This is a genomic window from Streptomyces sp. NPDC058751 (genome assembly GCF_042746485.1).
GTDB lineage: Bacteria > Actinomycetota > Actinomycetes > Streptomycetales > Streptomycetaceae > Streptomyces.
Map to the genome: position 1 here is coordinate 167,056 of NZ_JBHYPZ010000011.1, position 23,472 is coordinate 190,527.

Sequence of the window (23,472 nt, forward strand, 5' to 3'; positions counted from 1 at the left end):
CCTCCGACTATCGATTTTGGGACTGGCCGCGTCGTGCGCTAATCTTCAGAGGTCAGCGCGCGGGACACACACCGCAAAGCGCGGCGGGGCTATAGCTCAGTTGGTTAGAGCGCATCCCTGATAAGGATGAGGCCACAGGTTCAAATCCTGTTAGCCCCACCGGTTCGAAGACCCCCAGTCATCATGACTGGGGGTCTTCGGCGTTCGTGCGCTCCTGCGCATGCCTGCGTGCTTGAGCCGTAATGCCGAAGGCCCGGCGACCCTTCCGGGTCGCCGGGCCTTCGCCCTGGGAGCTTCGTACGCAAGTTCGCCGCTACTTCAGGGTGTCCGTGAGGGGGTGCGGGCCGCACGCCACGGAGTGATGTCCGTTGATGCCGGCGTCCGTCCTGTGCCTGGCCAGGGGCCTGTCGTGGTGCTCGGACCGGCGGCCGCTCAGGGGTGGGGCCGCGTCACCGGTGCGAGGGCCTCCAGGGGCTTTGTGCCGGGCGCTGCGAGGGCCCGGGGCCCTGAACAGGTGTCGGGTTCCGCGGGGCCTTCCAGGCCGCCTGGAGCGGCCGGGTCCGCCGTGCCCTCGTCTGCCGTGCCCTCGTCCGCCGGCACGCGGTGGCGGCAGTTCGGCGAGGATCCGTGCGCCTCGGCGCGGATGCGCTGCTTCATCGTGGGGGGCAGGGCCCGGCTGTGGGACCAGGTCCGGAAGGCCGGGACCGGGGCGATCGCCGGGGCCGCCACCGTGGTCCCGGTGTTGCGGGCCGGACCGGTCTGCGGTACCGCGGCGGCCGCGGTGGTGGTGACGAGTCCGAGCGCCGTGCAGAGCGCCAGGAAGGCGGTGACGATCGCGCTCCAGAGCTTCATGACCTTGTTCCGGGTCACGGCCCCTCACTTTCGGGTCAGGCGATTTGCGTACTTTCCTCATGATGTGTATGCGGGCCGCGAAGTGGTGGACCCGCGCTCGTGGCGCGTTGATGTTCAGATGAACACCACCCGTATGGTCGCAAGTGATGGGAAAAGTTCAAGGATGCCCTTGAAAGTCGCTGTCTGTGACGCGTGCTCACCGTGAGATCGAGGTGTCCCGAATCCCGTCCTCCCGCGGTGCGCGGAGCCGCAGTTGAGGGCCGATCCAGGTCACCGATCGATATCGGTCGGTGTGTATAGTCGGGCGCCAGAAGTCCCCTACGTCAACGAAAGACGAGGTCGCGCGGTGAAGAAGCTTCTCCTGGTCGCACTGGCCGCCATCGGCGGGCTCCTCGTGTACCGCCAGATCCAGGCGGATCGCGCCGAGCAGGATCTGTGGACGGAGGCGACCGACTCCGTGCCCACGGGTTCGTGAGGATCGACAACAGTCTCGGAGCAGACCCCGGCCGCCTCGCGGTCGGGGTTTTGTGTTCCCGGGATCCCTCCGGTTCCCGGAATCCCGCCGCTTCGCGCGGTTCATGCGGTTCACGTGGGCAAGGGGGCCGGAGCGGACCGGTCGCCGGGGCGGGACCGACAGCGGTTCGGCCGGATCCTTTCGGCCGCTCCCACCGATAGCCCGGTGCCGCGGTGGCCGACGGGGCAGGATGGTTCGCGCCAGGGGGCTTCGACGAGGGGTGGCGCGTGATGGGGCGGCGCACAGGGGGCCGGCATGACGGAGGCCGGTGCGCGGGGCCGGGGTACGGCCGGACGCTCGTGGCGGTGACGGCGACGACGGCCGTGCTGTGCGTGACCCTCGCGCCTGTGGGCCGGGCCGCAGCCGCTCCCGGGGCCGCCGGTGCGCGGGCCGCAGCGGAAGGCCCGGGCACGGCCGCCGACGGTACGTCCGGGCCGTACGCCTTCGCCGAGGACGCCGTCGTCGTCGAGGGCGCGTCCGGCACGACGGACTCCGCACTCCTCCGGCCCGGCCGCACGTACAAGAGCTCCATCGGGGCCGTGGGGAGGGACGGCAGGCTGTACTACCGTCTCGAACTCGACGCCGTCTCCGACGCGTACGTCTCCGCCACCGCCGTCCCCCGGCCGGGCGGGACGGTCTCCTACTCGGACGGCCTCAAGGTCTCCCTGCAGGACGCCAACGGCCGCAACTGCTCGTCCACCGGCAGTGTCCACTTCGGCGCCACCCAGAGCCCGCACCCCGTCGCCGCCTGGGCGTCCCGTGAGACGAGCGGTGAGCGGTACGCCTGCCAGGCCGAGGGGACGTACTACGTGGTCGTCGAGCGCACCGGAGCGGCGGGTACGACGAGGGGCACGGCGGGTCCGTCCGGCACGGAGCCCTCCGCGCCCCGCCCCTGGGACCTGGAACTCGGCTATGTGTCGGAGCCACGTCTGAGGACGGCGCCCGACACCACGACCGCCCCGGAAATCTGGAACTCGGCGTCGCCCGAGGCGCTCGTGGGCGAGGCGAGGCACCGCGGCGGTGGCGCCGGGTTCAGCAGGGCCGCCCCGCTGGAACAGGGAGTCTGGAAGGACACCGTCGGCCCGGGACAGACCCGCTTCTACAAGGTGCCCGTCGACTGGGGACAGCAGGTCCACGTGACCGCGGACCTGGGCAGTTCGAGCCGTGGGGAGGGCTCTGTCGGCACCGCTCTCGTCATGGCCCTCTACAACCCGGTACGGGGCTTCGTCGACGATGTCGGCTCCGGGTACGACGGCGACCAGCGCTCCGTCGCGCTCGGCCCGCTGCCTCCCGTCGCCTACGAGAACCGCTACGCGCTCAACGACCGCGTGAGCGGGATGCGGTTCGCCGGCTCCTACTACCTCGTGGTCCACCTCGCCGCACAGGTCGCCGACCGCTTCGGCGAGGGGCCGTTCGGGCTGACGCTGCGCGTGAACGTGTCCGGAGCGGCGCAAACAGGGCCCTCCTACGCGGGGAAGCCGGAGCCCCGGGACGTGTTCGCCGTTCCGGCGGGCGACATCGACGACGCGGCCGGTGACGGGACGGCGGACCGTACGACGGGCACCGGGCAGGGCGGTGACACCGGCCGCAGCGGCGTCATGAGACTGATCGCCGCGGGCGGTATCGGCACCGGGACCCTGCTGACGCTGACGCTCGGGATGTGGACCGTGGTCGCGCGCCGCCGCGCGGCGCGGGCCGTCCGGCCCGCGGCCGTCCCCGAGGACGCGGACACGGCTTCGGCCTCGCTGCCGGTGCCGTCACAGGCTCCCTGGGAGCAGGGGGCCGCGCGGGGCCTGTAGCGCCCGGTGACGCTTCCCCGCCCTTCCCGGGCTCAGAGCTGGGCCAGTGCCCAGAAACCCACCGCGAAGCAGGCCAGGGCGAGCAGCAGCATCGGCACGGCGATCGCCGCGGGCGGTCCCGGACGCGGCCGGGTGTGCCTCCCGCGGTGCTCCGGACGCGCCGCGTTCCCGGGCGGAACCTGAACGGACCGCGCGGTGTACGAAGCGGTGGACGCGTACGTGTGCTGCGGCATCGCGGCAGGCGGGACCGGGGACCGGTGCGGGAAGGACGCGTACGCGGGAACGGGCGCGGTCGGGGGAGTCGGGGTGGGAGTCGTGTCGTACGTCGGCACGGAGAACGGTGCGGACGCCGGCGGGGGGAGCGGGACCGGGACCGGGCTGGGGGGTGTGGGCGACTGCGGGTCCGTCCCGGGCGCCTGGAGGTGCGGTGGCCGTGGGTACGGCGACGAGGCGCCCGGGGGCTCGGTCCGCGGTTGCCGCCGGGGGTCGGCCGCGGTCGAGGGCCTCGGCGGGGGCAGATGGAAACTTCCGGTGTCCGACATCGAGGACGGCCGGACGGAGTTCCCCGGGGCCGGGGCCGGGGGTGTGCCGTCCGGCGCGGAAGAAGACCGGCCGTCCTCGGACGCGGGCCGGGACCGTGCGCCCTGGGACGCGGACTCGGCCTGTGTGCCCTGGGGCTCGGGCCGAGCGTGTGCGCCCTGGGACGGGAGGCCGGCCTGCACGACGGGGGAGGCGGGACCGGTCTGTGCGCCGTGGCCGTCCTGACCGGTCTGCGTGCCGTCAGGGGCGGCCGGATGCCGTACGTGCCCCCCACTCGGCTCGGCTCCCGCCTCGGCGCTATCCGGCCGACCCGGCGGGCCGCCCTCGGCGGGCCACCGCGCCGAGCCCTGCTCCGCGCCGCCGGCACCGACGGACGGGCCTTCCTCCGGGTCGGGTGCGGACGCCGAGGGGGGAAGAACGCCGGAGCCGCTCGTGCCGAGTCCTGGGCCCGTGCCGGTGGCGGAGCCGAAGACCGAGTCGGTGCCGGGGCCGAAGACCGAGCCGGTGTCGATTCCGGGGGCGGCGGCCGTGGTGTCCGCAAGTCCGCGGGAGGACAGGGTCCTCGAACCTTCCGGCGAAGCGTTCCTGCGCTCCAGGGGCCCCGTGGCCCCGAACCCCTCGGGCAGTGGGCCGAGTTGGTCGAAGACCTCGATCAGCTCGTCGTCGGGTCCGGGCTCGGGCAGCAGCTCGACGGCCGCGGCGAGAGCCTTGCGCGCCCCCGTGGCGGTCCGGAAGCGGGAATGCGGATCCGGCTGGAGGAGCATCGCCACGACCTGCCACAGGGGCTCGGGTATGCCCCGGGGCGCGGACGGGGTGCCGTGCTCGGCGAAGTACTCGATCAGAGCCTTGGCGTCGGGCTTGCTGCCCTCCAGGAGGTACAGGACGACCAGGCCGACGGCGAACAGGTCGGCGGGGAAGTCGGGCTCGGCGCCCAGCATCTGCTCCGGGGCCAGGTAACCCGGCGTCCCCACCACGTAGTTGGTCTCGGTGAGCCGGGGTTCACCCAGCCGCATGGCGATGCCGAAGTCGGACAGACGCAGCCGCGGCCGGCCCGTGCCGGTCGCTTCGAGGAGCACGTTGGCGGGCTTGACGTCACGGTGCACCACCCCCTCCGCGTGCACGGCGGCGAGACCCGCGAGGAGTTGGTCGGTCAGGGTGCAGACGAAAGCGGGGGGCAGGGGGCCGTAGTCGTTGACCAGGTGGACCAGGGAGCCTCCGGCGACCAGGTCCATGGTGAACAGGACCTTGTCGTCGTCCGCGGCCCAGCTGGCGGGGGCGAGCACATGGGGATGGTCGATCCGCAGCGCCTGTTCCCGTACGAACCGCAGCAGGGCGTGCGCGTCGCTCTGCTGGAGCACCTTCGCGGCCACGTAGCGCCGCCGCCGGTGGTCCCAGGCGCGCCACACCGCACCGACTCCCCCGCGCCCGATCGGGTCGACCAGTTCGTACCGGCCTGCGAAGACCTCACCCATGGTCGTACGTCGCTCCCCTTCGGCGGTCGGTCCGGGGACCTCTTCCGAGGTGCCCGGCTGCGTGACGTGCGGCGGCCGGCAGGCGTCAGAGCCTCCGGCACCGGGCGGTCGGCGGCCGGGCTCGGCTCAGCTCTGGTGGGACTGGTAGTGCGTGACCGCGTCGGACGTACGGCCGGCACCGTAGACCCGGAGGAACTCTGCCAGTTCGGGGTGGGTCGGGGCGAGGGTGTCCGCCGCGTCGATGATGTCTCCGGCGGCGGCCACCGAACGCAGCAGTGACTGGATCTCGCGTACCACCCGCTTGACCGTCGGGGCTCCCGAACTGGTCGTGGACTGCGTGGTGTTGCTGAGCACCGATCCCCCCTGGGACTTCTTGATCTCGTCCATCCGCTCGGTCGCCTCGGCGGCGCTGACGCTTCCGTCGGCGACCTGCCCCGCCAGGTCCTGCAGGAGCTGGACGCGCTGGACCACCGCCGGATTGCCGATCTTGGCCCGCTGACCGCTCATCAGCTGCGACAGCATGGGTGCGGACAGCCCCAGCACCCCGGCAAGACGCGCCTGGTTCAGTCCCAGGTCCTCTATGAGCCTACGGAAGAGCGCCCCCAGCGGCTCCCCGTACCAGTTCCGCTGCAGCTCGCGGGCTCTCGCGGTTGCTTCCTGCTGTGCGGCGTCCATTGCGTCTCCCCATCGCTTCCCCAAGTACCGCGGTTCGCGACAGCGAACCACGTCGAGCATCTTACGGAGAGTGGTCGTCCACGGGGACCCCCAATATTTTGCGAGATCCCCTGGATGACCCGGTACTCTGGTCTGCGGCGCCCGTCGACAGATGGTTCCTGTGGTCGGACGCTCCTCTTACGGGGCCTTAGCTCAGTTGGTAGAGCGCTGTCTTTGCATGGCAGATGTCAGGGGTTCGACTCCCCTAGGCTCCACACATCGGACCGGCCGGACGCCCACAAGGGCGGCTGGCCGGTTTTCGTATGTCCTCCGTGCCCGCGCGCGCCCCTGGTGGGGCGGCTCTTGAACCCGACAGGACCGGGGCGGTGTGACGTCAGTGACGTGAGTCACAGGAGTGACTTTGCAGGCGTTGCAGTTCTTTGCGCAAACGGCGCGGACGGTGTCCGGGCTGTGGGCGCGCTGTGCGCGCGGCCGATGCGGCGACGGTGGGGCGACGGGGCTGCCAGGACCCTTGTGCGGGCTGTTGCGGGGGCTGTCGTGTGACCGCTTCGGCGCACTCCGTCAACAACATCTTCATGGATGCTGCACACGAGGACCGTTGCAAACGTCATCGAGGAGGGTGCGGGTAAATCCCGCGCGGAGCGTTCGCTGACGCTCCCGCCGATGTTCCACGTGAAACACCGCCGTGGGGCAGAAGACCGTCAAGTCTTCTGCCCCACGGCGGTGTTGGACGGTTCAGTGACGGTCGTCGCGCTCCGCCGCCTTCTCCTCCGCTTCCTTGGCCTGGACCTCGGGGTCCAGGTCGGACTGACCGCTGCCGTCGACCGCCGACAGGTGCCCCGTCTCGGGCACCTCGGTCGCGGCCGGGGGCTCGACGAGCCAGTCGGGGTTGGCCTGCTTGTCCCACCACTTCCAGGCGGCGAAAGCGCCGGCCGCCAGAATCCCCAGCACGGCCAGCCCCTTCACGAGACGGCCGGTCCTCGCGCGGCGCTCGTGCTTGCGGAGCAGCTTCTGGATCTCCTGCGGTGTGACCTGGCCGCGCAGGGCGGCGATGGCCGCCACACCGCGCGCGGCCGCCTCGTCCCGGACGGGCTGGGTCGCGGCCACCGCCTGCTCGATCTTCGGCTTGGAGTAGTCGGCGGCCTGACGGGCCGCCTTGCGGGTGCGGACGGCCGCTTCCTGGGCGACCAGGTCGACCTTCGGCGGCACATGCGTACGGGCTTGCTCAAGGCGCGGCGCGACATGGACGTCGTACTGGACGCGGGCCTGTTCGGCGGCCTGCGACACCTTCGGCGCGAGTCGCACGCGTGCCTCGCTCGCGTAGTACGAGGCCTTGTCCTTGGCCGTGTCGGCGTAAGGCGCCACCACTTCCGCGGCGTGCAGCACGCTGTCCTTCGCCGAGCCGGTCGCGGCGCGCACGCTGTCGATGCGGGTCACGGGTTTCCTCCTCCTCGGTGGCGTACGTCGGGGGTACCAGGTACCCCCAAAGACACACAGTTCACCTTTCCACCCCTGGGGCGATCATGCCCGCCCAGAGGGAGCGGGGCATGTGAGGGCGGGCATCCGTGTCACGGGTGCCGACTCCCGGAGACTCCGGGGATGAAGCCGGTCGGATGTCGATCGAGTGAGATAGCGGATCAAGCGGATCAATGCGGGCAACAGGAGCTTGTCGTCGACAATGCCACGGATCGCCTCGGCCCGCTCCCGTCCGGCGCGACTCGACGGGATTTCCGGGGGCGCGACTTCCCGCGCGCACCACTTTCCGTACGTATGACGTTCTTCCAGGAGCCGGTGTCCGTACGTGCGTCCGGGGGTGGCGGTCGGGGGCCGAGCGGCCCGGTCCGTGCGAGGATCGGGCAGTCAAGAGAAGGCAACGGAAGGCAGATCGTGGCCGAGCAGCTTTACGCCACCCTGAAGACCAGCCAGGGCGACATCGACATCCGGCTCCTGCCGAACCACGCGCCGAAGACGGTCCGGAACTTCGTCGAACTCGCCACGGGTGAGCGCGAGTGGGTCAACCCGGAGACGGGTGTGACGTCCATGGACAAGCTGTACGACGGCACGGTCTTCCACCGGGTGATCAAGGGCTTCATGATCCAGGGCGGCGACCCGCTGGGCAACGGCACCGGGGGCCCCGGCTACCAGTTCGAGGACGAGTTCCACCCGGACCTGCGGTTCGACAAGCCCTACCTGCTGGCCATGGCCAACGCGGGCCCGGGCACCAACGGCTCGCAGTTCTTCATCACCGTCTCCCCGACGGCCTGGCTGACCCGCAAGCACACCATTTTCGGCGAGGTCACGGACGCGGCCAGCCAGAAGGTCGTGGATGCCATCGTCGGCGCCCCGACCAACCCGCGCACGGACCGTCCGCTCGAGGACGTCGTGATCGAGTCGGTCGTCGTCGAGACCCGCGAACGCTGAGCCCGCGCCGGGCTCTCTCGTGAGCCCGAAGCGTCCCGCAGGGAACAAAACGCCCCGTGCATCCGTAAGGATGGACGGGGCGGTGCGTTGCACCCGGACCCGCCGAGACCGTGTGCGAGCCGTACGGAGATTGAGGGGACCCCATGGACCAGCAGCCGCCCGGCAGCCCGCAGGGCCCGCGGGATCAGGAACCGCAGGACGCGCGGAGCCTGCCCGGCTGCTACCGGCACCCGGACCGGGAGACCGGTGTGCGCTGCACTCGCTGCGAGCGTCCGATCTGCCCCGAGTGCATGGTCAGCGCCTCCGTCGGCTTCCAGTGCCCCGACTGCGTCCGCGGCGGCTCCGGCACCGGCCACGCCCGGACGGCCAACCAGCCCCGCACCCTCGCGGGCGGCACCGTCGCGTCCGACCCCCGGCTCGTCACCAAGGTGCTGATCGGCCTCAACCTGGCCTTCTACCTCGTCCAGGTCGCGGTGGGCGGCTCCTTCACCGACAGCTTCGACCTCTTCGGCCGCGCCCTTCTCTCCGGCGAGGTCCAGGGGGTGGCCGAGGGCCAGTGGTACCGCATGGTGACGTCGATGTTCCTGCACGGCGGCGTCATGCACATCCTGTTCAACATGGTCAGCCTGTGGTGGATCGGCGGTCCCCTGGAAGCGGTGCTCGGCCGCTTCCGCTTCATCACCCTCTACTTCGTCTCGGGCCTCGCGGGCAGCGCGTTCAGCTATCTGCTCGCCGACCCCGCCCAGCCCTCGCTCGGCGCCTCCGGCGCGATCTTCGGCCTGTTCGGCGCCACCGCGGTCCTGATGCGCAGGCGCAACTACGACATGCGCCCGATCATCGGCCTGCTGGTGGTCAACCTGATCATCAGCTTCTCGCCCGGCTTCAACATCGCCTGGCAGGCGCACGTCGGCGGTCTGATCGGTGGTGTGGTGGTGGGCTACGCCATGGTCCACGCCCCGCGTGAGCGGAGGAGCCTCGTCCAGTACGGGGTCGCCGCGCTGATGCTGGCCGCAGTGGTCGTCACGACCCTGGTCAGGACGGCTCAGCTCACCTGAGGGAGCGTTCGGCTCACCTGAGAAGTGATGTTGTCCACAGATCATTCCGGATGTTGTGCACGCTGTGCGGGAACAACTGTGCCCCCTGTCACTGACCCGAGTTTTCGCAGGTCGGACAGGGGGCGAACAGGTTTGCGGGGGCCGGTCGACCAATCACACCAGCGTCAACCGCCTATTGGTTATCCACAGATCGTCTTTCTTTTCCACCTGTGGACAACTCTTGTGGATAACTCAGTGGACAGCTGTGGGCAGAGCTCGTGCCCATGTCGCTTCCAGGTGGGCGAAGACGCTCACTTCCACTGCGTGGAGACGCCGAACCCGGCCGCGATGAAGCCGAAGCCGACCACGATGTTCCAGTTGCCGAGGGCGTCGACCGGCAGGGAGCCGTCCGTCACGTAGAAGACGACGATCCAGGCCAGACCGATGAGGAACATGGCCAGCATGGCCGGGGCCACCCAGGCGTTGCTGGTCAGCTTGACGTTGGTCGCCTGCTTCGCCGGGGGCGGCGTGTAGTCGGCCTTCTTGCGGATACGTGACTTCGGCACGAGGGTCTCTCCTGTCGATGCGCTGCGTGGCCGCGCAGGGAACTGGGGCGGGCTCCGGGGCAGCGTACAAGGGGACACTGAGCGCTCCCCCGGGCGTCCGTTAGCGTAGTGCTTCCGCGGCGCCGAAGGAGATAAGGGTACGTTGAGCAATTCTGCCGACTTCCCCGGGACGAATTCCAGTCCTGGCGGTACGCGACGTTTCCGGCCGGTACGTGTCCTCACCGTGGGCGTCTTCGCCCTCGCGGGCCTCATCTTCTTCACGAGCTTCGACACCGCCAAGGGTACGAACATCCGTACGGACTCGTCGCTGCTGAAACTCTCCGACCTGATTCAGGAGCGCAGCCACAAGAACGCGACGCTGGACGAGTCCAACGGCAGCCTGCGGCGCGATGTGGACGCCCTCGCAGGCGGCGAGGACGGCGGCAGCGCGGCCGGCGACGCCAGGCTCGAGGCGCTGGAGAAGAACGCGGGGACCCGGAAGCTCAAGGGCGAGGCGGTCACGGTCACGCTCAACGACGCCCCGCCGAACGCGACGGCCAAGCTCCCCGGCTATCCCGAGCCGCAGCCCGACTACCTCGTGATCCACCAGCAGGACCTCCAGGCGGTGGTGAACGCGCTCTGGCAGGGCGGCGCCAAGGGGATCAAGGTGATGGACCAGCGGCTGATCTCCACCAGCGCCGTGCGCTGCGTCGGCAACACCCTGATCCTGCAGGGCCGCGTCTACTCGCCCCCCTACAAGATCACCGCCATCGGTGACCCGGCGAAGCTCCAGAAGTCGCTCGCCGCCTCCCCGGCGATCCAGAACTACATGGTGTACGTCAACGTCTACGGGCTCGGCTGGAAAGTCGAGGAGAACGGGACGGTGACTCTTCCCGGCTACTCGGGCACAGTGGATCTCCACTACGCGAAGCCCGTGGAATAGGCGCCCGGACCTCGCGGAGCGGTGGGTGAAGCCCGTGGAGCGAACTGCCGCCGGGGGGCCTTGTGTCGGTGCGAGTGCTCGTCAGGACGATCAGTGAGCTGTGCCTGACCGCCGGCACCCTGATCGTGCTCTTCGTCGTCTACGTGTTGTTCTGGACGGGCGTCAAGGCCGACAGCGCGATGGACCACCAGATCGAAGTGCTCCAGAAGCAGTGGTCGACGGGCGCGGTGACCGAGCCGCCGAAGACCCCGCCGGACTCCTCGGGAGGTACGGGCAGCGGCGGCGGGACGGCGGGCACGAGCCCGAAGGCGCCCGGTCCCTACGAGTACGGCGGACCCTTCGCGGTCATGTACATCCCGCGTCTTGGTTTCACGTGGAACAAGCCCGTGCTCGAAGGCACGGCCGCGCAGGTGCTGAAGAAGGGGCTCGGCCACTACCGGGGGACCGCCCGGCTCGGCCAGGAGGGCAATTTCTCGGTCGCGGGTCACCGGCGCACATACGGTGATCCGTTCAAGGACTTTCCCCAGCTCCGGCGGGGTGACGCGGTGGTTCTGACGGACGGGACGACCTGGTTCACGTATCGGATCGACAAAGGCCCCTTCAAAACGGTGCCCTCCGACATTGAGGTGATCGACCCTGTGCCACGTAAGTCCGGGTATACGCGTCCGGGGCGCTATCTCACGCTGACCACGTGCGATCCGGAGTGGGGGCACAGCCACCGGTTGATCGTCTGGGCACACCTCGATTCCACACAGCCCGTGGAGGCAGGGAAACCGGCGGCTCTGCGCCGTTAGTCTGTTGGCGTACGGCGACGGAAGGGACGGCATGTACGGCTGGATCTGGCGGCATCTGCCGGGGAGCGTATGGGTGAGGGCGCTGATCTCGCTCGTCCTCGTCCTGGCGGCGGTCTACGTGCTCTTCCAGTACGTCTTCCCGTGGGCCGAACCGCTGCTGCCCTTCAACGATGTGACGGTGGACAACCAGTGAGCACGCGCATCCTCGTTGTGGACAACTACGACAGCTTCGTCTTCAACCTGGTCCAGTACCTGTACCAGTTGGGCGCGGAGTGCGAGGTGCTGCGCAACGACGAGGTGTCGACGGCGCACGCCCAGGACGGCTTCGACGGTGTGCTCCTGTCCCCGGGGCCCGGCGCCCCCGAACAGGCCGGTGTCTGCATCGACATGGTGCGGCACTGCGCCGCGACCGGGGTCCCCGTCTTCGGCGTCTGCCTCGGGATGCAGTCGATGCAGGTGGCGTACGGGGGTGTGGTCGACCGGGCGCCCGAGCTGCTGCACGGCAAGACCTCGCTCGTGGAGCACCAGGGCAAGGGGGTCTTCGCCGGACTGCCGTCGCCCTTCACCGCGACCCGCTACCACTCGCTGGCGGCCGAGCCGGAGACCGTTCCGGCCGAGCTGGAGGTCACGGCCCGTACCCACGACGGGATCGTCATGGGTCTGAGGCACCGTGAACTTCCGGTCGAGGGCGTGCAGTTCCATCCGGAGTCGGTGCTGACCGAGCACGGCCACCGGATGCTCGCCAACTGGCTGCTCGAGTGCGGTGACAAGGTGGCCGTGGCGAGGTCGGCGGGGCTCGCCCCGGTGGTGGGCAGGGCCACGGCGTGACAGCGCTGCGCCCCGAGCGCGACAGCTCCCCCTACGGCGGCGAGGCCGCGTACGGGGGCGCCGGCGCGTTCGAGGCGACGGTCGGGGGGCTCGCGGACCCGCTGACGGATCCGCTGCCGGGCCAGGGGCAGGGCGTACAGCACGGCCAGGGGCAGGGCGCACAGCAGCAGGGCTACGGCCACGGCGGGTACGGACCCGACTGGTACGCACAGCAGGAGCAGGCCGCCCGGATGCAGGCCGCGCAACTGCAGGCCGCCCAGGCCCAGGCGTACGCGGCCCAGGCGCAGGCCCAGGCCCAGATGCAAGCCCAGATGCAAGCCCAGGCCCAGGCGGCGCAGGCGTATGCGGCCCAGGCGTACGCCCAGGCGCAGGCGCAGGCCCAGGTACAAGCCCAGGCCCAGGCGCCGACGCAGGCCATGCCTTCCACGCCGGCGTCGGCACCCTCGTACACGGACGAGTACGAGCGGACGTACGCCCCGCCGTACGAGGAGCCCGCGACCCCTCACCACCGCGGACCGGCGGCCGCTCCCGCGGCGGAACCGGTCGTGCCGGGCCTGCCGCTGGACGACGAGACGGTCGCGCTGAGCCGTGCCGCAGCGCCCACGAGGGCGGAGCGCCGCGGGCGTGCGGCCGACAACGGGACCGTCGCCGCTCCCGGGGGCCGGGCGGCCCGCCGTAAGGCCGCCAGACGCCACGGACGGCCCGGAGGGGCCCAGGACCCCCAGGAGCCCCAGGAGGCGGCTCAGGGGCCCGCTGAGGCCCCTCGGAGCCGGATGGACGCCCGGCGGGCGGCACGGGCCTCGAAACCGGGCGCGACGGTCCTCGTGAGCCGGATGGTCGGCGAGGTGTTCATCACCACCGGCGTGCTGATGCTGCTGTTCGTGACCTACCAGCTCTGGTGGTCGAACGTGCGGGCGCACCAGCAGGCGGGAAGCGAGGCGAGCAGCCTCCAGCAGGACTGGGCGGACGGCAAGCGCAATCCGGGGACGTTCTCGCCGGGGCAGGGCTTCGCCATCCTGCACATCCCGAAGCTGGACGTGGTCGCGCCGATCGCCGAGGGCATCAGCAAGCCGAAGGTGCTCGACCGCGGCATGGTCGGCCACTACGGCGAAGCGCCCCTCAAGACGGCCATGCCCGACGCCAAGACCGGCAACTTCGCGGTCGCCGGTCACCGCAACACCCACGGCGAACCGTTCCGCTACATCAACCGCCTCAAGCCGGGCGACGAGATCGTCGTCGAGACGCAGGACGACTACTACGTCTACAAGATGGCGTCGATCCTGCCGGTGACGCCTCCGAGCAACACGAGCGTGCTCGACCCCGTCCCCAAGGGTTCGGGCTTCACCGGGCCGGGCCGCTACATCACACTGACCACCTGCACACCGGAGTTCACCAGTAAGTACCGGATGATCGTCTGGGGCAAGATGGTCGAGGACCGGCCGCGCAGCAAGGGCAAGCCCGACGCGCTGCTCGGCTGATGACGGACGCCGGCGCGCGCACGGACGCGGGCGGGCGGAACGTGCACGAGAGACAACCTGAGTCGGACCAGACGGGGCAGATGAACAGTGGCAGCGAGGACCGACCACGACGAACGCGCCGGATCGGCGGCCGGATACACGGTCTCCGGTGACGTGCGCGGCGGACGCCGTCCCATGGGATGGTTCGCGAAGACGGTCAGCTTCTTCGGCGAACTCCTCATCACGGTGGGGCTGGTGCTCGGCCTGTTCGTCGTCTACTCGCTGTGGTGGACGAACGTCATGGCCGACCGCGAGGCGCACAAGCAGGGCGACAGGGTCCGCGACAACTGGGCGCAGACCCCGAGCGGTCCGGGCGCCCTGGACACCAGGGACGGCATCGGCTTCCTGCACGTCCCGGCGATGAAGAACGGCGAGATCCTGGTCGAGAAGGGCACGGCGACGAAGATCCTCAACGACGGCGTCGCCGGCTACTACACGGAACCCGTCAAGTCGTCCCTGCCGACGAGCGGCAAGGACGGCAACTTCACCCTCGCCGCCCACAGGGACGGCCACGGCGCCAAGTTCCACAACATCGACAAGATCGACGAGGGCGACGCGATCGTCTTCGAGACCCGGGACAAGTGGTACGTCTACAAGGTCTTCGGCATCCTCCCGGAGACCTCGAAGTACAACGTCGAGGTCCTCAAGACCGTCCCGAAGCAGTCCGGCAGGACGAAGCCGGGCCACTACATCACCTTGACGACCTGCACCCCGGTCTACACCTCCCGCTACCGCTACGTGGTGTGGGGCGAACTGGAGCGCGTGGAGAAGGTCGACAACGCCCGGACACCCCCGAAGGAACTGCGTTAGCCCTCTCGGAGCCGTTGCGCACCGCACCGGAGTGACGCGCCGACGCCACGGGGCTTTCGCTCACCAGCTCACATACAGCTCACGGACGCGGTTCGACGGGAAGGGCCCCGGCACTCCAAGAGTGCCGGGGCCCTTCCCGCTCGGTCGTCCGAGGGCGGTCCTTGGTGGGGGCTTATCCGTTGTTCCCGCCGAGGAAGCCGCCGCCGTCGTTGCCGCCGTTGTTGTTGCCGCCGATCTTGATCGTCGTCAGCCTGACCACGGTGTTGTCCGGGCTGTCGACGGGGGTGTTGGCGTTCGGGTCCTGGGCGATCACCCTGGCGTCGTCGCTTCCGTCGCTGCCCGGCTGGAACTGGATGTTGTTGAAGCCGGCGCCCTGGAGGATCTGCCTCGCCTCGGCCACGGTCTTGCCGACGACGCTCGGCACCGCCGACTGCTGCTGCTGCTTGGCCTTGCCGATCTGGATCTGCACCTTGGAGCCCGGGTCGGCCGGGGTGCCGGCCGTCGGGGTCGTCTGGATGACCTTGCCCACCAGGTTCTGGTCGTCGGTCTCCGTGTCGACGCACTCGCCGACGAGGTTGCTGGCCGTCATCTGAGCCTTGGCCTCGTCACAGCTCTTGCCGGAGACGTTCGGGACGACCGACTGCTTCTTCTCCTTGGAGACGGTCAGGGTGATGGTGGAACCCTTCTCCACCTCGTCACCGAGACCCGGGTCCTGCTCAAGGACCCTGTTCGGCTCCTCCGTGGACTCCTCGAACACCGGCTTGACCGTGAACCCGTACTTGTCGTCCTCGAGGATCTTCTTGGCCTCGTCCAGGGTCTTGCCCTTGACGCTAGGCACCGAGACCTTCGGCGCGCCGGTGGACACGACCACATTGATCGTGTCGCCCTTGTTCACCGTCGAACCCAGGGGCGGGTCCTGCGAGCAGATGTTGCCCTTGGGCTCGTCCTCGCACGGCTTCTTCGTGGGGTTGAGTTTCAGCTCCCGGTTCCCCGCCATCTTCTGGGCGTCCGGCAGCGTCTGGCTCACGAAGTTGGGCACCTTGAACGCGTCGCCGCCCGTCCCCTTGCCCGAGAACGCGTACTTCCCGATCAGGATCGCGCCGATGAGCACCAGGACACCGGCGACGACCAGGAGGATCGTCGAGGTGTTGTTCTTCTTCTGGCGGCGCCGGTCGGGACGGTCGTCGTAGCCGTAGCCGCCGTCGTCCGGGTTCATGGGCGGCAGCATCGACGTGGCCTGGGCGTCCGCGGAGCGCAGGGCCGTGGTCGGCTGGTCGTCGCCGTAGCCGCCGTAACCGACCGAGCCCATGGCGGCGGTGGCCGCGACGGGCTGGCCGTCGAGGCATGCCTCGATGTCGGCGCGCATCTCGTCGGCGGACTGGTAGCGGTAGTCCGGGTCCTTGACGAGGGCCCGCAGCACGATCGCGTCCATCTCGGGCGTGATCTCGGGGTCGAAGACCGACGGGGGCTGGGGTTCCTCGCGGACGTGCTGGTAGGCGACGGCCACCGGGGAGTCGCCCACGAAGGGCGGGCGCACGGTCAGCAGCTCGTAGAGCAGACAGCCGGTGGAGTAGAGGTCCGAGCGGGCGTCGACCTGTTCGCCCTTCGCCTGCTCGGGAGAGAGGTACTGGGCCGTGCCGATGACCGCGGCGGTCTGCGTCATCGTCATGCCGGAGTCGCCCATGGCGCGGGCGATGCCGAAGTCCATGACCTTGACCTGGCCGTTGCGCGTCAGCATGACGTTGGCGGGCTTGATGTCGCGGTGGACGATGCCGGCGCGGTGCGAGTACTCCAGGGCCTGGAGGATGCCGATGGTCATCTCCATGGACCGCTCGGGCAGCAGTCTGCGGCCCGAGTGCAGCAGCTCGCGCAGCGTGGACCCGTCGACGTACTCCATCACGATGTACGGGATGGAGGTGTTGTCGATGTAGTCCTCACCCGTGTCGTAGACGGCGACGATCGCGGGATGGTTGAGCGAGGCGGCCGACTGGGCCTCCCGGCGGAACCGGGCCTGGAACGACGGGTCGCGCGCGAGGTCGGCCCGCAGCGTCTTCACCGCCACGGTACGGCCGAGCCGGGTGTCATGCGCGAGGTAGACCTCCGCCATGCCACCACGGCCGAGCACGTGGCCCAGCTCGTACCGGCCGCCGAGGCGACGCGGCTCTTCCATAGCTACCTACCAGCCCTCTCCGTCGGTCCCGACCGCACCTTTGTGTGGTCCGGCGGTGTGCTGTCCGGGCATACCGTACCCGGATCGGCTTCTGTGACCTGGCCTAGACCGTCACCCGTGACAGGACCGGTATCGCAACGTGCACCGATGTGATGGGGACGTGAGCGGGGTCACTTCTTGCTGTCGATGACTGCCTTCATCACGTCCCTTGCGATGGGCGCGGCCAGACCGCCACCGGAGATGTCGTCACGGACGGCACTGCCGTCCTCCACGACCACGGCGACGGCGACCGGGATGCTGCCGTCGGCGAGCTTGGCGTAGGAGATGAACCAGGCGTACGGCTTCTCGCTGTTGGCGACACCGTGCTGGGCGGTACCGGTCTTGCCGCCGACGGTGACGCCGGAGAGCTGCGCCCTCTTGCCCGTGCCCTCCTTGACGACCGTCTCCATCATGGACTGCAGGATCTGGGCGTTGGACTCGGAGAGCGGCTCGCTCAGCTTCTCGGGCTCGGTCTGCGAGACGACGTCCAGGCTGGGCGCCTGGAGCTTGTCGACCATGTAGGGCTTCATGAGCGTGCCGTTGTTGGCGATGGCGGAGGCCACCATGGCCATCTGCAGCGGGGTCGCGGCGGTCTCGAACTGGCCGATGGAGCTGAGCGCGGTCTGGGCCGCGTCCATCGACTTGGGGAAGACGGAGGCGTTGGAGCGCACCGGGACGAACTGCTCGGAGCCGAAGCCGAACTTCTCGGACTGCGCCAGCATCTTGTCCTTGCCGAGGTCGGCGCCGATCTTGCCGAAGACGGTGTTGCAGGAGTACTGGAGCGCCACGCGCATGGTGGCGTTCTTGCAGGGGATGTTCCCCTCGTTCTTCAGCTCGGTCCGGGTGCCCTTGAGGATGTACGGCAGCGGGGTGTCGGTGCGCTGGTCCGCCGTCGTGTACAGGCCGTTCTCCAGGGCCGCCGCCGCGGTGACCACCTTGAAGGTGGAGCCGGGCGGGTAGGTCTCGCGCAGCGCCCGGTTGAGCATCGGGTCGTCGGGGTTGTTCTTCTTCTGGAGCTTGTTCCAGGCCTTCGCGTCGTCGTCGGTGTTCCCGGCGAAGGAGGAGGGGTCGTACGACGGGGTGGAGGCCAGTGCCAGGATCGCGCCGGTCTGCGGGTCGATCGCGGCGACGGCGCCCTTGCCCCGGCTCAGCAGGCCCTTGTAGGCGGCCTTCTGCGCGGCGGCGTTGAGGGTGGTGACGACGTTGCCGCCCTGCTTCTCCTTGCCCGTGAGCATGTCCAGGGTGTTGCGGAAGAAGAGCTGGTCGTCGTTGCCGGTGAGGATGCCGTCGTCCAGCTTCTCGAGCTGCGTGGCACCGAAGGCCTGCGAGGCGTACCCCGTGACCGGCGCCCACATGGCGCCGTTCTTGTAGGTGCGCTTGTAGACGAAGTCGTTGATGCCGTTCTTCTTCGTCTCGGCGGACCCGGTGATGGGATCGCCGTTGACGATGATGTTGCCGCGCGGGGTGGCGTACCGCTCGATGGCGACGCGGCGGTTGTTCGGGTCGGTCCGCAGACTGTCCGCCTGGACGTACTGGATGTAGTTGTCGCGGAGGAGCAGGGCGAGGACGAGGAGCCCGCAGAAGATCGCGATCCGGCGCAGGGGCTTGTTCACGGGCGGACCACCTGGGTCATCTCGGCGTCGGGGTTGGGGGCGGGGGCGGGCGCCGGGCGCCGGGCAGTGTCGCTGATGCGGATCAGGATGGAGATCAGGGCCCAGTTGGCGATGACGGAGGAACCGCCGGAAGCGAGGAACGGCATGGTCATACCGGTCAGCGGGATCAGGCCCATGACGCCGCCGGCGACCACGAAGACCTGGAGTCCGAAGGCGCCGGACAGCCCGACGGCGAGCAGCTTGCCGAACGGGTCGCGGGCGGCGAGGGCGGTGCGGATGCCGCGCTCCACGATCAGACCGTAGATCAACAGGATCGCCATGACACCGGCCAGACCCAGCTCCTCGCCGAACGTGGCGAGGATGAAGTCGGAGTTGGCGGCGAACCGGATGAGCTCGGAGTGGCCCTGGCCGAGGCCGGTGCCGAGGGTGCCGCCGGAGCCGAAGGCCCACAGGGCCTGCATGGCCTGCTCGGAGTGGACGGTGCCGTCCTGGACGCCGGCCCGGCTGAGCAGGTACTCGTGCATCGGGTCGAGCCAGGCCTGCACACGCGTCTTGACGTGCGGTTCGAAGCTGGCCACGCCGACGGCGCCCGCCGCGGACATCAGCAGACCGAAGACGATCCAGCTGGTCCGCTCCGTGGCGACGTACAGCATGATGACGAACATTCCGAAGAACAGCAGCGACGTACCGAGGTCGGTCTCGAAGACCAGGATCAGGATCGAGATGAACCAGACCACGAGGATCGGGCCGAGGTCGCGGCCGCGCGGCAGGTACAGGCCCATGAAGCGGCGGCTGGCCAGGGCGAGCGCGTCGCGCTTGACCATCAGGTAGCCGGCGAAGAAGACCGCCAGCACGATCTTCGCGAACTCACCGGGCTGGATGGAGAACCCGGCGACCGAGATCCAGATCTTGGCGCCGTAGGTGAGCTCGGCGCCGAGGCCCGGTACCAGCGGGAGCAGCAGCAGGACCAGGGCGCCGACCATGGAGATGTAGGTGTAGCGCTGCAGGACGCGGTGGTCCTTCAGGAAGAACAGCACGATGATGAACAGGGTGATCGCCAGCGCGGTGTACAGCAGCTGGCGCGGTGCCGCGTTGCCCGCCTGGTTGATCGACTGGAGCAGCTTCGACTGGTCGAGCCGCCAGATCATCACCAGGCCGAGCCCGTTGAGGAGCGTGGCCAGCGGCAGCAGCAGCGGGTCCGCGTACGGAGCGAACTTGCGCACCGCGAGGTGGGCGACACCGGCCAGCAGGCCGAGGCCCAGGCCGTAGCTCAGCAGGCCGGTGGGCACCTTGTCGTCGATGGCGAGGCCCACGTTGGCGTAGGCGAACACCGGGATGACAACGGCGAACACCAGCAAGGCCAGCTCGGTGTTGCGTCGGCTCGGTGTGCCGATCGATCCGATCGTGGACGTGTGGTGCGTCGGCGTGTTCGTACTACTGCTCATCGTGTGACAGGGCCCCTCACGGCTTCTTACTGCTTACCGCACAGCGAGACCAGCTTCTTCTCCTCGTCGGAGAGGCTGGGGCCGGGTGTGGGAGTGGGTGCGGTCGTGGACTTGGAGGACGAGGGTGCCGGGCTCGACGGGGTCGGGCTCGGGCTGGACGTGGCCTTGGACGTAAGGGAGGTCTTCGTGGTTCCCGTGGTTCCGTCGGCCTTGCTCGAACTGGGCTTCGCGCTGCTCTGGCTCTCGGCGGCGCGGCGCTGGGCGTCCTTGCGGCAGGCGGAGGCCTGCACGGCGAGTTCGTCGATCTTCGCCTGCGCGTCGGCGAGACCGCCCTCGGTGATGGTCGCCTTGACCTGCTTCTGCTGGTAGGGCGGCAGGTACTTGAGTTCGATCTCGGGGTGGTCCTTCTCCACCTTCGAGAGCGAGAGCCAGGCCAGGTCCTGGCTGATGCCCCGGTAGAGGGCGACGTGCTCGTCCTGGGCGCCGACGTAGTACTGCGTCTGCGTCCAGCGGTGGCCGCCGTACAGGCCGCCGCCGATGACGGCGAGCGTCAGGACGACGTAGAAGGATCTCTTCAGCCACTTGCGCCCGGTGCGCGGCTTGACGAAGTCGTCGTCCGTGTAGTCGTCGAAGCTGTTCGTGGAGACGTAGCCGGTGGTGTCGCCGCTGCCGGGCGGGCCGAACTCGCCGCCCTGTCCGGGCACGGGCCGGCCGAGGCCGGAGGCGCGGCCGGCGGGGGTCTGCATGGCGCCGTTGTCGTGGAGCTGGTGCTGGTTCTCGGCGACGGCGCCGACCACGACCGGGGTGTCGGAGAGCTGTGCCGCGAGGGTGTCGCCGGAGTCGATGTCGAGGACGTCGGCCACGATGACGGTGATGTTGTCGGGGCCGCCGCCGCGCAGCGCGAGCTGGATGAGCTCCTGCACGGTCTCCTGCGGGCCCTGGTAGCTGGCGAGGGTGTCTTCCATCGTCTGGTGGGAGACGACACCGCTGAGGCCGTCGGAGCAGATCAGGTACCGGTCGCCGGCGCGGACCTCGCGGATCGAGAGGTCGGGCTCGACGTGGTCGCCACTGCCCAGCGCGCGCATCAGCAGGGAGCGCTGCGGGTGGGTGGTGGCCTCCTCCTCGGTGATGCGGCCCTCGTCGACGAGGCGCTGCACCCAGGTGTGGTCCTGGGTGATCTGCGTGAGGACGCCGTCCCGCAGCAGGTACGCGCGGGAGTCGCCGACGTGGACGAGACCGAGCCGCTGGCCGGTCCACAGCAGGGCGGTGAGCGTGGTGCCCATGCCTTCGAGCTGCGGGTCCTCCTCGACCATCATCCGGAGCTGGTCGTTGGCACGCTGCACGGCGGTGCCCAGTGAGGTGAGGATGTCGGATCCGGGCACGTCGTCGTCGAGCGCGACGATGGTGGAGATCACCTCGGAGCTGGCGACCTCACCGGCGGCCTGGCCGCCCATCCCGTCGGCGATCGCGAGCAGACGGGGACCGGCGTAGCCCGAGTCCTCGTTGCCCTCGCGGATCATGCCTTTGTGCGATCCGGCGGCGAAGCGCAGTGACAGACTCATGCGCACCTCGCCCGTCGGCTCCGGGTACATCCGCACGGTGCCCACCCTCCGGTCGGGAGCGCGCCGGGGTCCCTTGTGTGGACCGCCGTTGCGTGCTCGCTCCGCTCGCTCATTGTCGTACTACTTCCGCAGCTCGATGACGGTCTTGCCGATGCGGATCGGCGCGCCCAGCGGAACGGGCGTCGGAGTCGTCAGCCGGCTCCGGTCGAGATACGTGCCGTTGGTGGAGCCGAGGTCCTCGACGATCCACTGGCCGTCCCGGTCGGGGTAGATCCTGGCATGCCGGCTGGACGCGTAGTCGTCGTCCAGCACGATGGTGCTGTCGTGCGCCCGTCCCAGGGTGATGGTCTGCCCCTGGAGGGCCACGGTGGTGCCCGTGAGGGTGCCCTCCGAGACGACCAGCTTGGACGGTGCGCCGCGACGCTGCCTGCCGCCGGCGGCAGGCGCCTGCTGCTGGCGCTGCTGCGGAGGCGCGGCCTGCCGCGCGGCCGGCTGGGGCCTCGCGGCCTCCCTGCGCGAGCCGCGCTGTGTGACGCGCGTTCCGAACAGGTCGCTGCGGATGACCTGCACGGCCACGATCACGAACAGCCACAGTACGGCCAGGAAACCCAGCCGCATGACCGTGAGGGTCAGCTCTGACATTGCCCCCGCTTCACCCTTCGGCTTGCCGGTAAATGATGGTGGTGCTGCCCACGACGATCCGCGAGCCGTCGCGGAGCGTAGCGCGGGTTGTGTGCTGCCCGTCCACCACGATGCCGTTGGTGGACCCGAGATCCTGGATCGTCGAGGGCGTTCCGGTCCGGATCTCACAGTGCCGGCGCGATACGCCGGGGTCGTCGATCCGCACGTCGGCTTCGGTGCTGCGGCCCAGCACCAGCGTCGGGCGGGAGATCTGGTGGCGTGAGCCGTTGATCTCGACCCAGTGCCGCATACGGCCACCCGCCGCCGGACCGGCCGGGGGCCGGGCACCCATGGGTGCCATGCCCGGACGGCCGCCGGGCGGCGGAGCGGACGGCATGGGGGGAGCGGCCGCGGGCGGGTAGCCGTAGCCACCCTGGGCTCCGCGGGGGCCCGCCTGGGCGGGGCCCGCGGGGGCGCGCTCGGGGGACTGCTGGTTCGTGGAGGAGGCGAGCGTACGGCTGCGGACCCGGTACAGGCCGGTGTCGAGGTCGTCGGCCTTCTCCAGGTGGACCTTGATGGGGCCCATGAAGGCGTAGCGCTGCTGCTTGGCGTAGTCGCGGACCATGCCGGCGAGCTCGTCGCCGAGCTGGCCGGAGTAGGGGCTGAGGCGCTCGAAGTCGGGCGTGCTCAGCTCGACGATGAAGTCGTTCGGGACGACGGTCCGGTCGCGGTTCCAGATCGTGGCGTTGTTGTCGCACTCGCGCTGCAGCGCTCCGGCGATCTCCACGGGCTGGACCTCGGACTTGAACACCTTGGCGAAGGTGCCGTTGACCAGACCTTCGAGACGCTGCTCGAACTTCTTCAGGACTCCCATGGGGCACCTCCTCCGTCGTTGCCGTCCTGGTACAGCTTGCTGTCGTCTTTCCGGCCCTGCCGGACCAGCCGGGCTGGCCGGCCCTGCTGGTACTGCTTACTGATCGTATCCACGCGTCGGGAAATCGGCTGGTTCCCCCTGTCGGCACGGTCGACGGCTCGTCGACACCTTCCGAAGTCCCCTCCCGAAGTTCCCTGAGAGGCCCCTCTTCGAACTCTTCCCGCTACTGCTCCTGCCATGGATCGTAGAGGCGCCCCAGGACCAGTGTCCCGCACCTGACTGTGCAGCCCGTCCGACTACTGGGGAGATGCGCTGGACCGGTACGAGGTTGATACGTGAACCGGTTCTGTCCGAAACCCGTGAGGGGCGCCTGCGCGCAGGTGAGGGGGCGGCCGGCGCGGGAC

Annotated in this window: 22 protein-coding genes and 2 tRNA genes; 12 read left to right on the top strand and 12 right to left on the bottom strand. The window is 69.6% G+C overall.

The annotated features are described in order from the left end of the window. Nucleotides 1–85: 85 nt before the first annotated feature. Nucleotides 86–159, top strand: a tRNA-Ile gene (locus ACFW6B_RS13515). 273 nt (nucleotides 160–432) lie between these two features. On the opposite strand, the gene ACFW6B_RS13520 is transcribed toward ACFW6B_RS13515, so the two are convergent. Next, complete coding sequence (locus ACFW6B_RS13520) at nucleotides 433–870, bottom strand: DUF6344 domain-containing protein (RefSeq protein WP_386595289.1); 438 nt, start codon at nucleotides 868–870, stop codon at nucleotides 433–435. 328 nt (nucleotides 871–1,198) lie between these two features. On the opposite strand from ACFW6B_RS13520, the gene ACFW6B_RS13525 reads away from it, so the two are divergent. Together ACFW6B_RS13525 and ACFW6B_RS13530 are read left to right on the top strand one after the other, a co-directional pair. Then, on the top strand, nucleotides 1,199–1,327 hold the full coding sequence (locus ACFW6B_RS13525; protein ID WP_003999697.1) for a DLW-39 family protein: 129 nt from the start codon (nucleotides 1,199–1,201) through the stop codon (nucleotides 1,325–1,327). Nucleotides 1,328–1,596: 269 nt separating this feature from the next. Next, nucleotides 1,597–3,165, top strand: a complete 1,569-nt coding sequence (locus ACFW6B_RS13530; protein ID WP_386595294.1) for a hypothetical protein — start codon at nucleotides 1,597–1,599, stop codon at nucleotides 3,163–3,165. A gap of 32 nt (nucleotides 3,166–3,197) precedes the next feature. Here ACFW6B_RS13530 and ACFW6B_RS13535 read toward each other — a convergent pair whose 3' ends face one another. Both ACFW6B_RS13535 and ACFW6B_RS13540 read right to left on the bottom strand, forming a co-directional pair. Continuing rightward, nucleotides 3,198–5,177 (bottom strand): protein kinase, encoded by a 1,980-nt coding sequence (locus tag ACFW6B_RS13535; protein WP_386595296.1) that lies wholly within the window; start codon nucleotides 5,175–5,177, stop codon nucleotides 3,198–3,200. A gap of 126 nt (nucleotides 5,178–5,303) precedes the next feature. Next, nucleotides 5,304–5,852, bottom strand: a complete 549-nt coding sequence (locus ACFW6B_RS13540; protein ID WP_386595298.1) for a helix-turn-helix domain-containing protein — start codon at nucleotides 5,850–5,852, stop codon at nucleotides 5,304–5,306. A 181-nt stretch (nucleotides 5,853–6,033) separates the two neighbouring features. Between ACFW6B_RS13540 and ACFW6B_RS13545 the strand changes: the two genes are divergently transcribed. Further along, nucleotides 6,034–6,106: transfer RNA gene (locus tag ACFW6B_RS13545), tRNA-Ala, on the top strand. A 481-nt stretch (nucleotides 6,107–6,587) separates the two neighbouring features. Here ACFW6B_RS13545 and ACFW6B_RS13550 read toward each other — a convergent pair. Next, on the bottom strand, nucleotides 6,588–7,289 hold the full coding sequence (locus ACFW6B_RS13550; protein WP_386595300.1) for a DUF5324 family protein: 702 nt from the start codon (nucleotides 7,287–7,289) through the stop codon (nucleotides 6,588–6,590). Nucleotides 7,290–7,739: 450 nt separating this feature from the next. Between ACFW6B_RS13550 and ACFW6B_RS13555 the strand changes: the two genes are divergently transcribed. Both ACFW6B_RS13555 and ACFW6B_RS13560 read left to right on the top strand, forming a co-directional pair. Further along, nucleotides 7,740–8,273, top strand: a complete 534-nt coding sequence (locus ACFW6B_RS13555; RefSeq protein WP_386595302.1) for a peptidylprolyl isomerase — start codon at nucleotides 7,740–7,742, stop codon at nucleotides 8,271–8,273. Between the two features lie 143 nt (nucleotides 8,274–8,416). Next, the gene (locus tag ACFW6B_RS13560) at nucleotides 8,417–9,328 is read left to right on the top strand and encodes a rhomboid family intramembrane serine protease (RefSeq protein WP_386595304.1); all 912 of its coding nucleotides are present in this window, start codon (nucleotides 8,417–8,419) and stop codon (nucleotides 9,326–9,328) included. Nucleotides 9,329–9,618: 290 nt separating this feature from the next. Here the strand turns inward: ACFW6B_RS13560 and crgA are convergent, their stop codons facing one another. Beyond that, nucleotides 9,619–9,873, bottom strand: coding sequence for a cell division protein CrgA (crgA, locus tag ACFW6B_RS13565; RefSeq protein WP_386595306.1), 255 nt, complete (start codon nucleotides 9,871–9,873; stop codon nucleotides 9,619–9,621). Between the two features lie 142 nt (nucleotides 9,874–10,015). Here crgA and ACFW6B_RS13570 point away from each other — a divergent pair, with 142 nt between their 5' ends. The 6 genes from ACFW6B_RS13570 to ACFW6B_RS13595 all read left to right on the top strand — a co-directional run bounded on the left by ACFW6B_RS13570 (nucleotide 10,016) and on the right by ACFW6B_RS13595 (nucleotide 14,744). Continuing rightward, nucleotides 10,016–10,795 carry a DUF881 domain-containing protein gene (locus tag ACFW6B_RS13570; RefSeq protein ID WP_386595308.1) on the top strand — a complete coding sequence of 260 codons (780 nt, stop codon included), beginning with the start codon at nucleotides 10,016–10,018 and terminating at the stop codon, nucleotides 10,793–10,795. 68 nt (nucleotides 10,796–10,863) lie between these two features. Beyond that, entirely contained in the window at nucleotides 10,864–11,589 is a 726-nt protein-coding gene (locus tag ACFW6B_RS13575; protein ID WP_386595310.1) for a class E sortase, read from the top strand. A 31-nt stretch (nucleotides 11,590–11,620) separates the two neighbouring features. Beyond that, the gene (locus tag ACFW6B_RS13580) at nucleotides 11,621–11,782 is read left to right on the top strand and encodes a hypothetical protein (protein WP_386595312.1); all 162 of its coding nucleotides are present in this window, start codon (nucleotides 11,621–11,623) and stop codon (nucleotides 11,780–11,782) included. After that, complete coding sequence (locus ACFW6B_RS13585; RefSeq protein ID WP_266760638.1) at nucleotides 11,779–12,417, top strand: aminodeoxychorismate/anthranilate synthase component II; 639 nt, start codon at nucleotides 11,779–11,781, stop codon at nucleotides 12,415–12,417. The genes ACFW6B_RS13580 and ACFW6B_RS13585 overlap by 4 nt, the downstream gene beginning before the upstream one ends. Beyond that, nucleotides 12,414–13,895, top strand: a complete 1,482-nt coding sequence (locus ACFW6B_RS13590; protein ID WP_386595314.1) for a class E sortase — start codon at nucleotides 12,414–12,416, stop codon at nucleotides 13,893–13,895. Before ACFW6B_RS13585 ends, ACFW6B_RS13590 begins: the two co-directional genes overlap by 4 nt. Before the next feature lie 87 nt (nucleotides 13,896–13,982). Then, entirely contained in the window at nucleotides 13,983–14,744 is a 762-nt protein-coding gene (locus ACFW6B_RS13595) for a class E sortase (protein WP_386595317.1), read from the top strand. A 172-nt stretch (nucleotides 14,745–14,916) separates the two neighbouring features. Here the strand turns inward: ACFW6B_RS13595 and pknB are convergent, their stop codons facing one another. The 7 genes from pknB to ACFW6B_RS13630 all read right to left on the bottom strand — a co-directional run bounded on the left by pknB (nucleotide 14,917) and on the right by ACFW6B_RS13630 (nucleotide 23,181). Continuing rightward, a complete protein-coding gene (gene pknB / locus ACFW6B_RS13600) occupies nucleotides 14,917–16,914 on the bottom strand; it encodes a Stk1 family PASTA domain-containing Ser/Thr kinase (protein WP_386595319.1) in 1,998 nt (665 codons plus the stop codon). Between the two features lie 170 nt (nucleotides 16,915–17,084). Next, a complete protein-coding gene (locus ACFW6B_RS13605; RefSeq protein ID WP_386595321.1) occupies nucleotides 17,085–18,566 on the bottom strand; it encodes a peptidoglycan D,D-transpeptidase FtsI family protein in 1,482 nt (493 codons plus the stop codon). Next, a complete protein-coding gene (locus ACFW6B_RS13610) occupies nucleotides 18,563–20,011 on the bottom strand; it encodes an FtsW/RodA/SpoVE family cell cycle protein (protein ID WP_386595323.1) in 1,449 nt (482 codons plus the stop codon). The genes ACFW6B_RS13605 and ACFW6B_RS13610 overlap by 4 nt, the downstream gene beginning before the upstream one ends. Nucleotides 20,012–20,037: 26 nt before the next feature. Next, the gene (locus tag ACFW6B_RS13615) at nucleotides 20,038–21,573 is read right to left on the bottom strand and encodes a Stp1/IreP family PP2C-type Ser/Thr phosphatase (RefSeq protein WP_386595326.1); all 1,536 of its coding nucleotides are present in this window, start codon (nucleotides 21,571–21,573) and stop codon (nucleotides 20,038–20,040) included. Between the two features lie 120 nt (nucleotides 21,574–21,693). Continuing rightward, nucleotides 21,694–22,215 carry an FHA domain-containing protein gene (locus ACFW6B_RS13620; RefSeq protein ID WP_386595328.1) on the bottom strand — a complete coding sequence of 174 codons (522 nt, stop codon included), beginning with the start codon at nucleotides 22,213–22,215 and terminating at the stop codon, nucleotides 21,694–21,696. 10 nt (nucleotides 22,216–22,225) lie between these two features. Further along, nucleotides 22,226–23,068, bottom strand: a complete 843-nt coding sequence (locus ACFW6B_RS13625; RefSeq protein WP_386595329.1) for an FhaA domain-containing protein — start codon at nucleotides 23,066–23,068, stop codon at nucleotides 22,226–22,228. Further along, nucleotides 23,056–23,181: a hypothetical protein gene (locus tag ACFW6B_RS13630; protein WP_386595331.1), complete on the bottom strand. Its 126-nt coding sequence runs from the start codon at nucleotides 23,179–23,181 to the stop codon at nucleotides 23,056–23,058. The genes ACFW6B_RS13625 and ACFW6B_RS13630 overlap by 13 nt, the downstream gene beginning before the upstream one ends. Between the last annotated feature and the right edge of the window lie 291 nt (nucleotides 23,182–23,472).

What these genes read in the sequence shown, in the direction of transcription:
- ACFW6B_RS13535 (WP_386595296.1), bottom strand. Translation starts at nt 5,177, where the DNA reads ATGGGTGAGGTCTTCGCAGGCCGGTACGAACTGGTCGACCCGATCGGG.
- ACFW6B_RS13615 (WP_386595326.1), bottom strand. Translation starts at nt 21,573, where the DNA reads ATGAGTCTGTCACTGCGCTTCGCCGCCGGATCGCACAAAGGCATGATC.
- ACFW6B_RS13610 (WP_386595323.1), bottom strand. Translation starts at nt 20,011, where the DNA reads ATGAGCAGTAGTACGAACACGCCGACGCACCACACGTCCACGATCGGA.
- ACFW6B_RS13580 (WP_386595312.1), top strand. Translation starts at nt 11,621, where the DNA reads ATGTACGGCTGGATCTGGCGGCATCTGCCGGGGAGCGTATGGGTGAGG.
- ACFW6B_RS13625 (WP_386595329.1), bottom strand. Translation starts at nt 23,068, where the DNA reads ATGGGAGTCCTGAAGAAGTTCGAGCAGCGTCTCGAAGGTCTGGTCAAC.
- ACFW6B_RS13620 (WP_386595328.1), bottom strand. Translation starts at nt 22,215, where the DNA reads ATGTCAGAGCTGACCCTCACGGTCATGCGGCTGGGTTTCCTGGCCGTA.
- pknB (WP_386595319.1), bottom strand. Translation starts at nt 16,914, where the DNA reads ATGGAAGAGCCGCGTCGCCTCGGCGGCCGGTACGAGCTGGGCCACGTG.
- ACFW6B_RS13540 (WP_386595298.1), bottom strand. Translation starts at nt 5,852, where the DNA reads ATGGACGCCGCACAGCAGGAAGCAACCGCGAGAGCCCGCGAGCTGCAG.
- ACFW6B_RS13530 (WP_386595294.1), top strand. Translation starts at nt 1,597, where the DNA reads ATGGGGCGGCGCACAGGGGGCCGGCATGACGGAGGCCGGTGCGCGGGG.
- ACFW6B_RS13560 (WP_386595304.1), top strand. Translation starts at nt 8,417, where the DNA reads ATGGACCAGCAGCCGCCCGGCAGCCCGCAGGGCCCGCGGGATCAGGAA.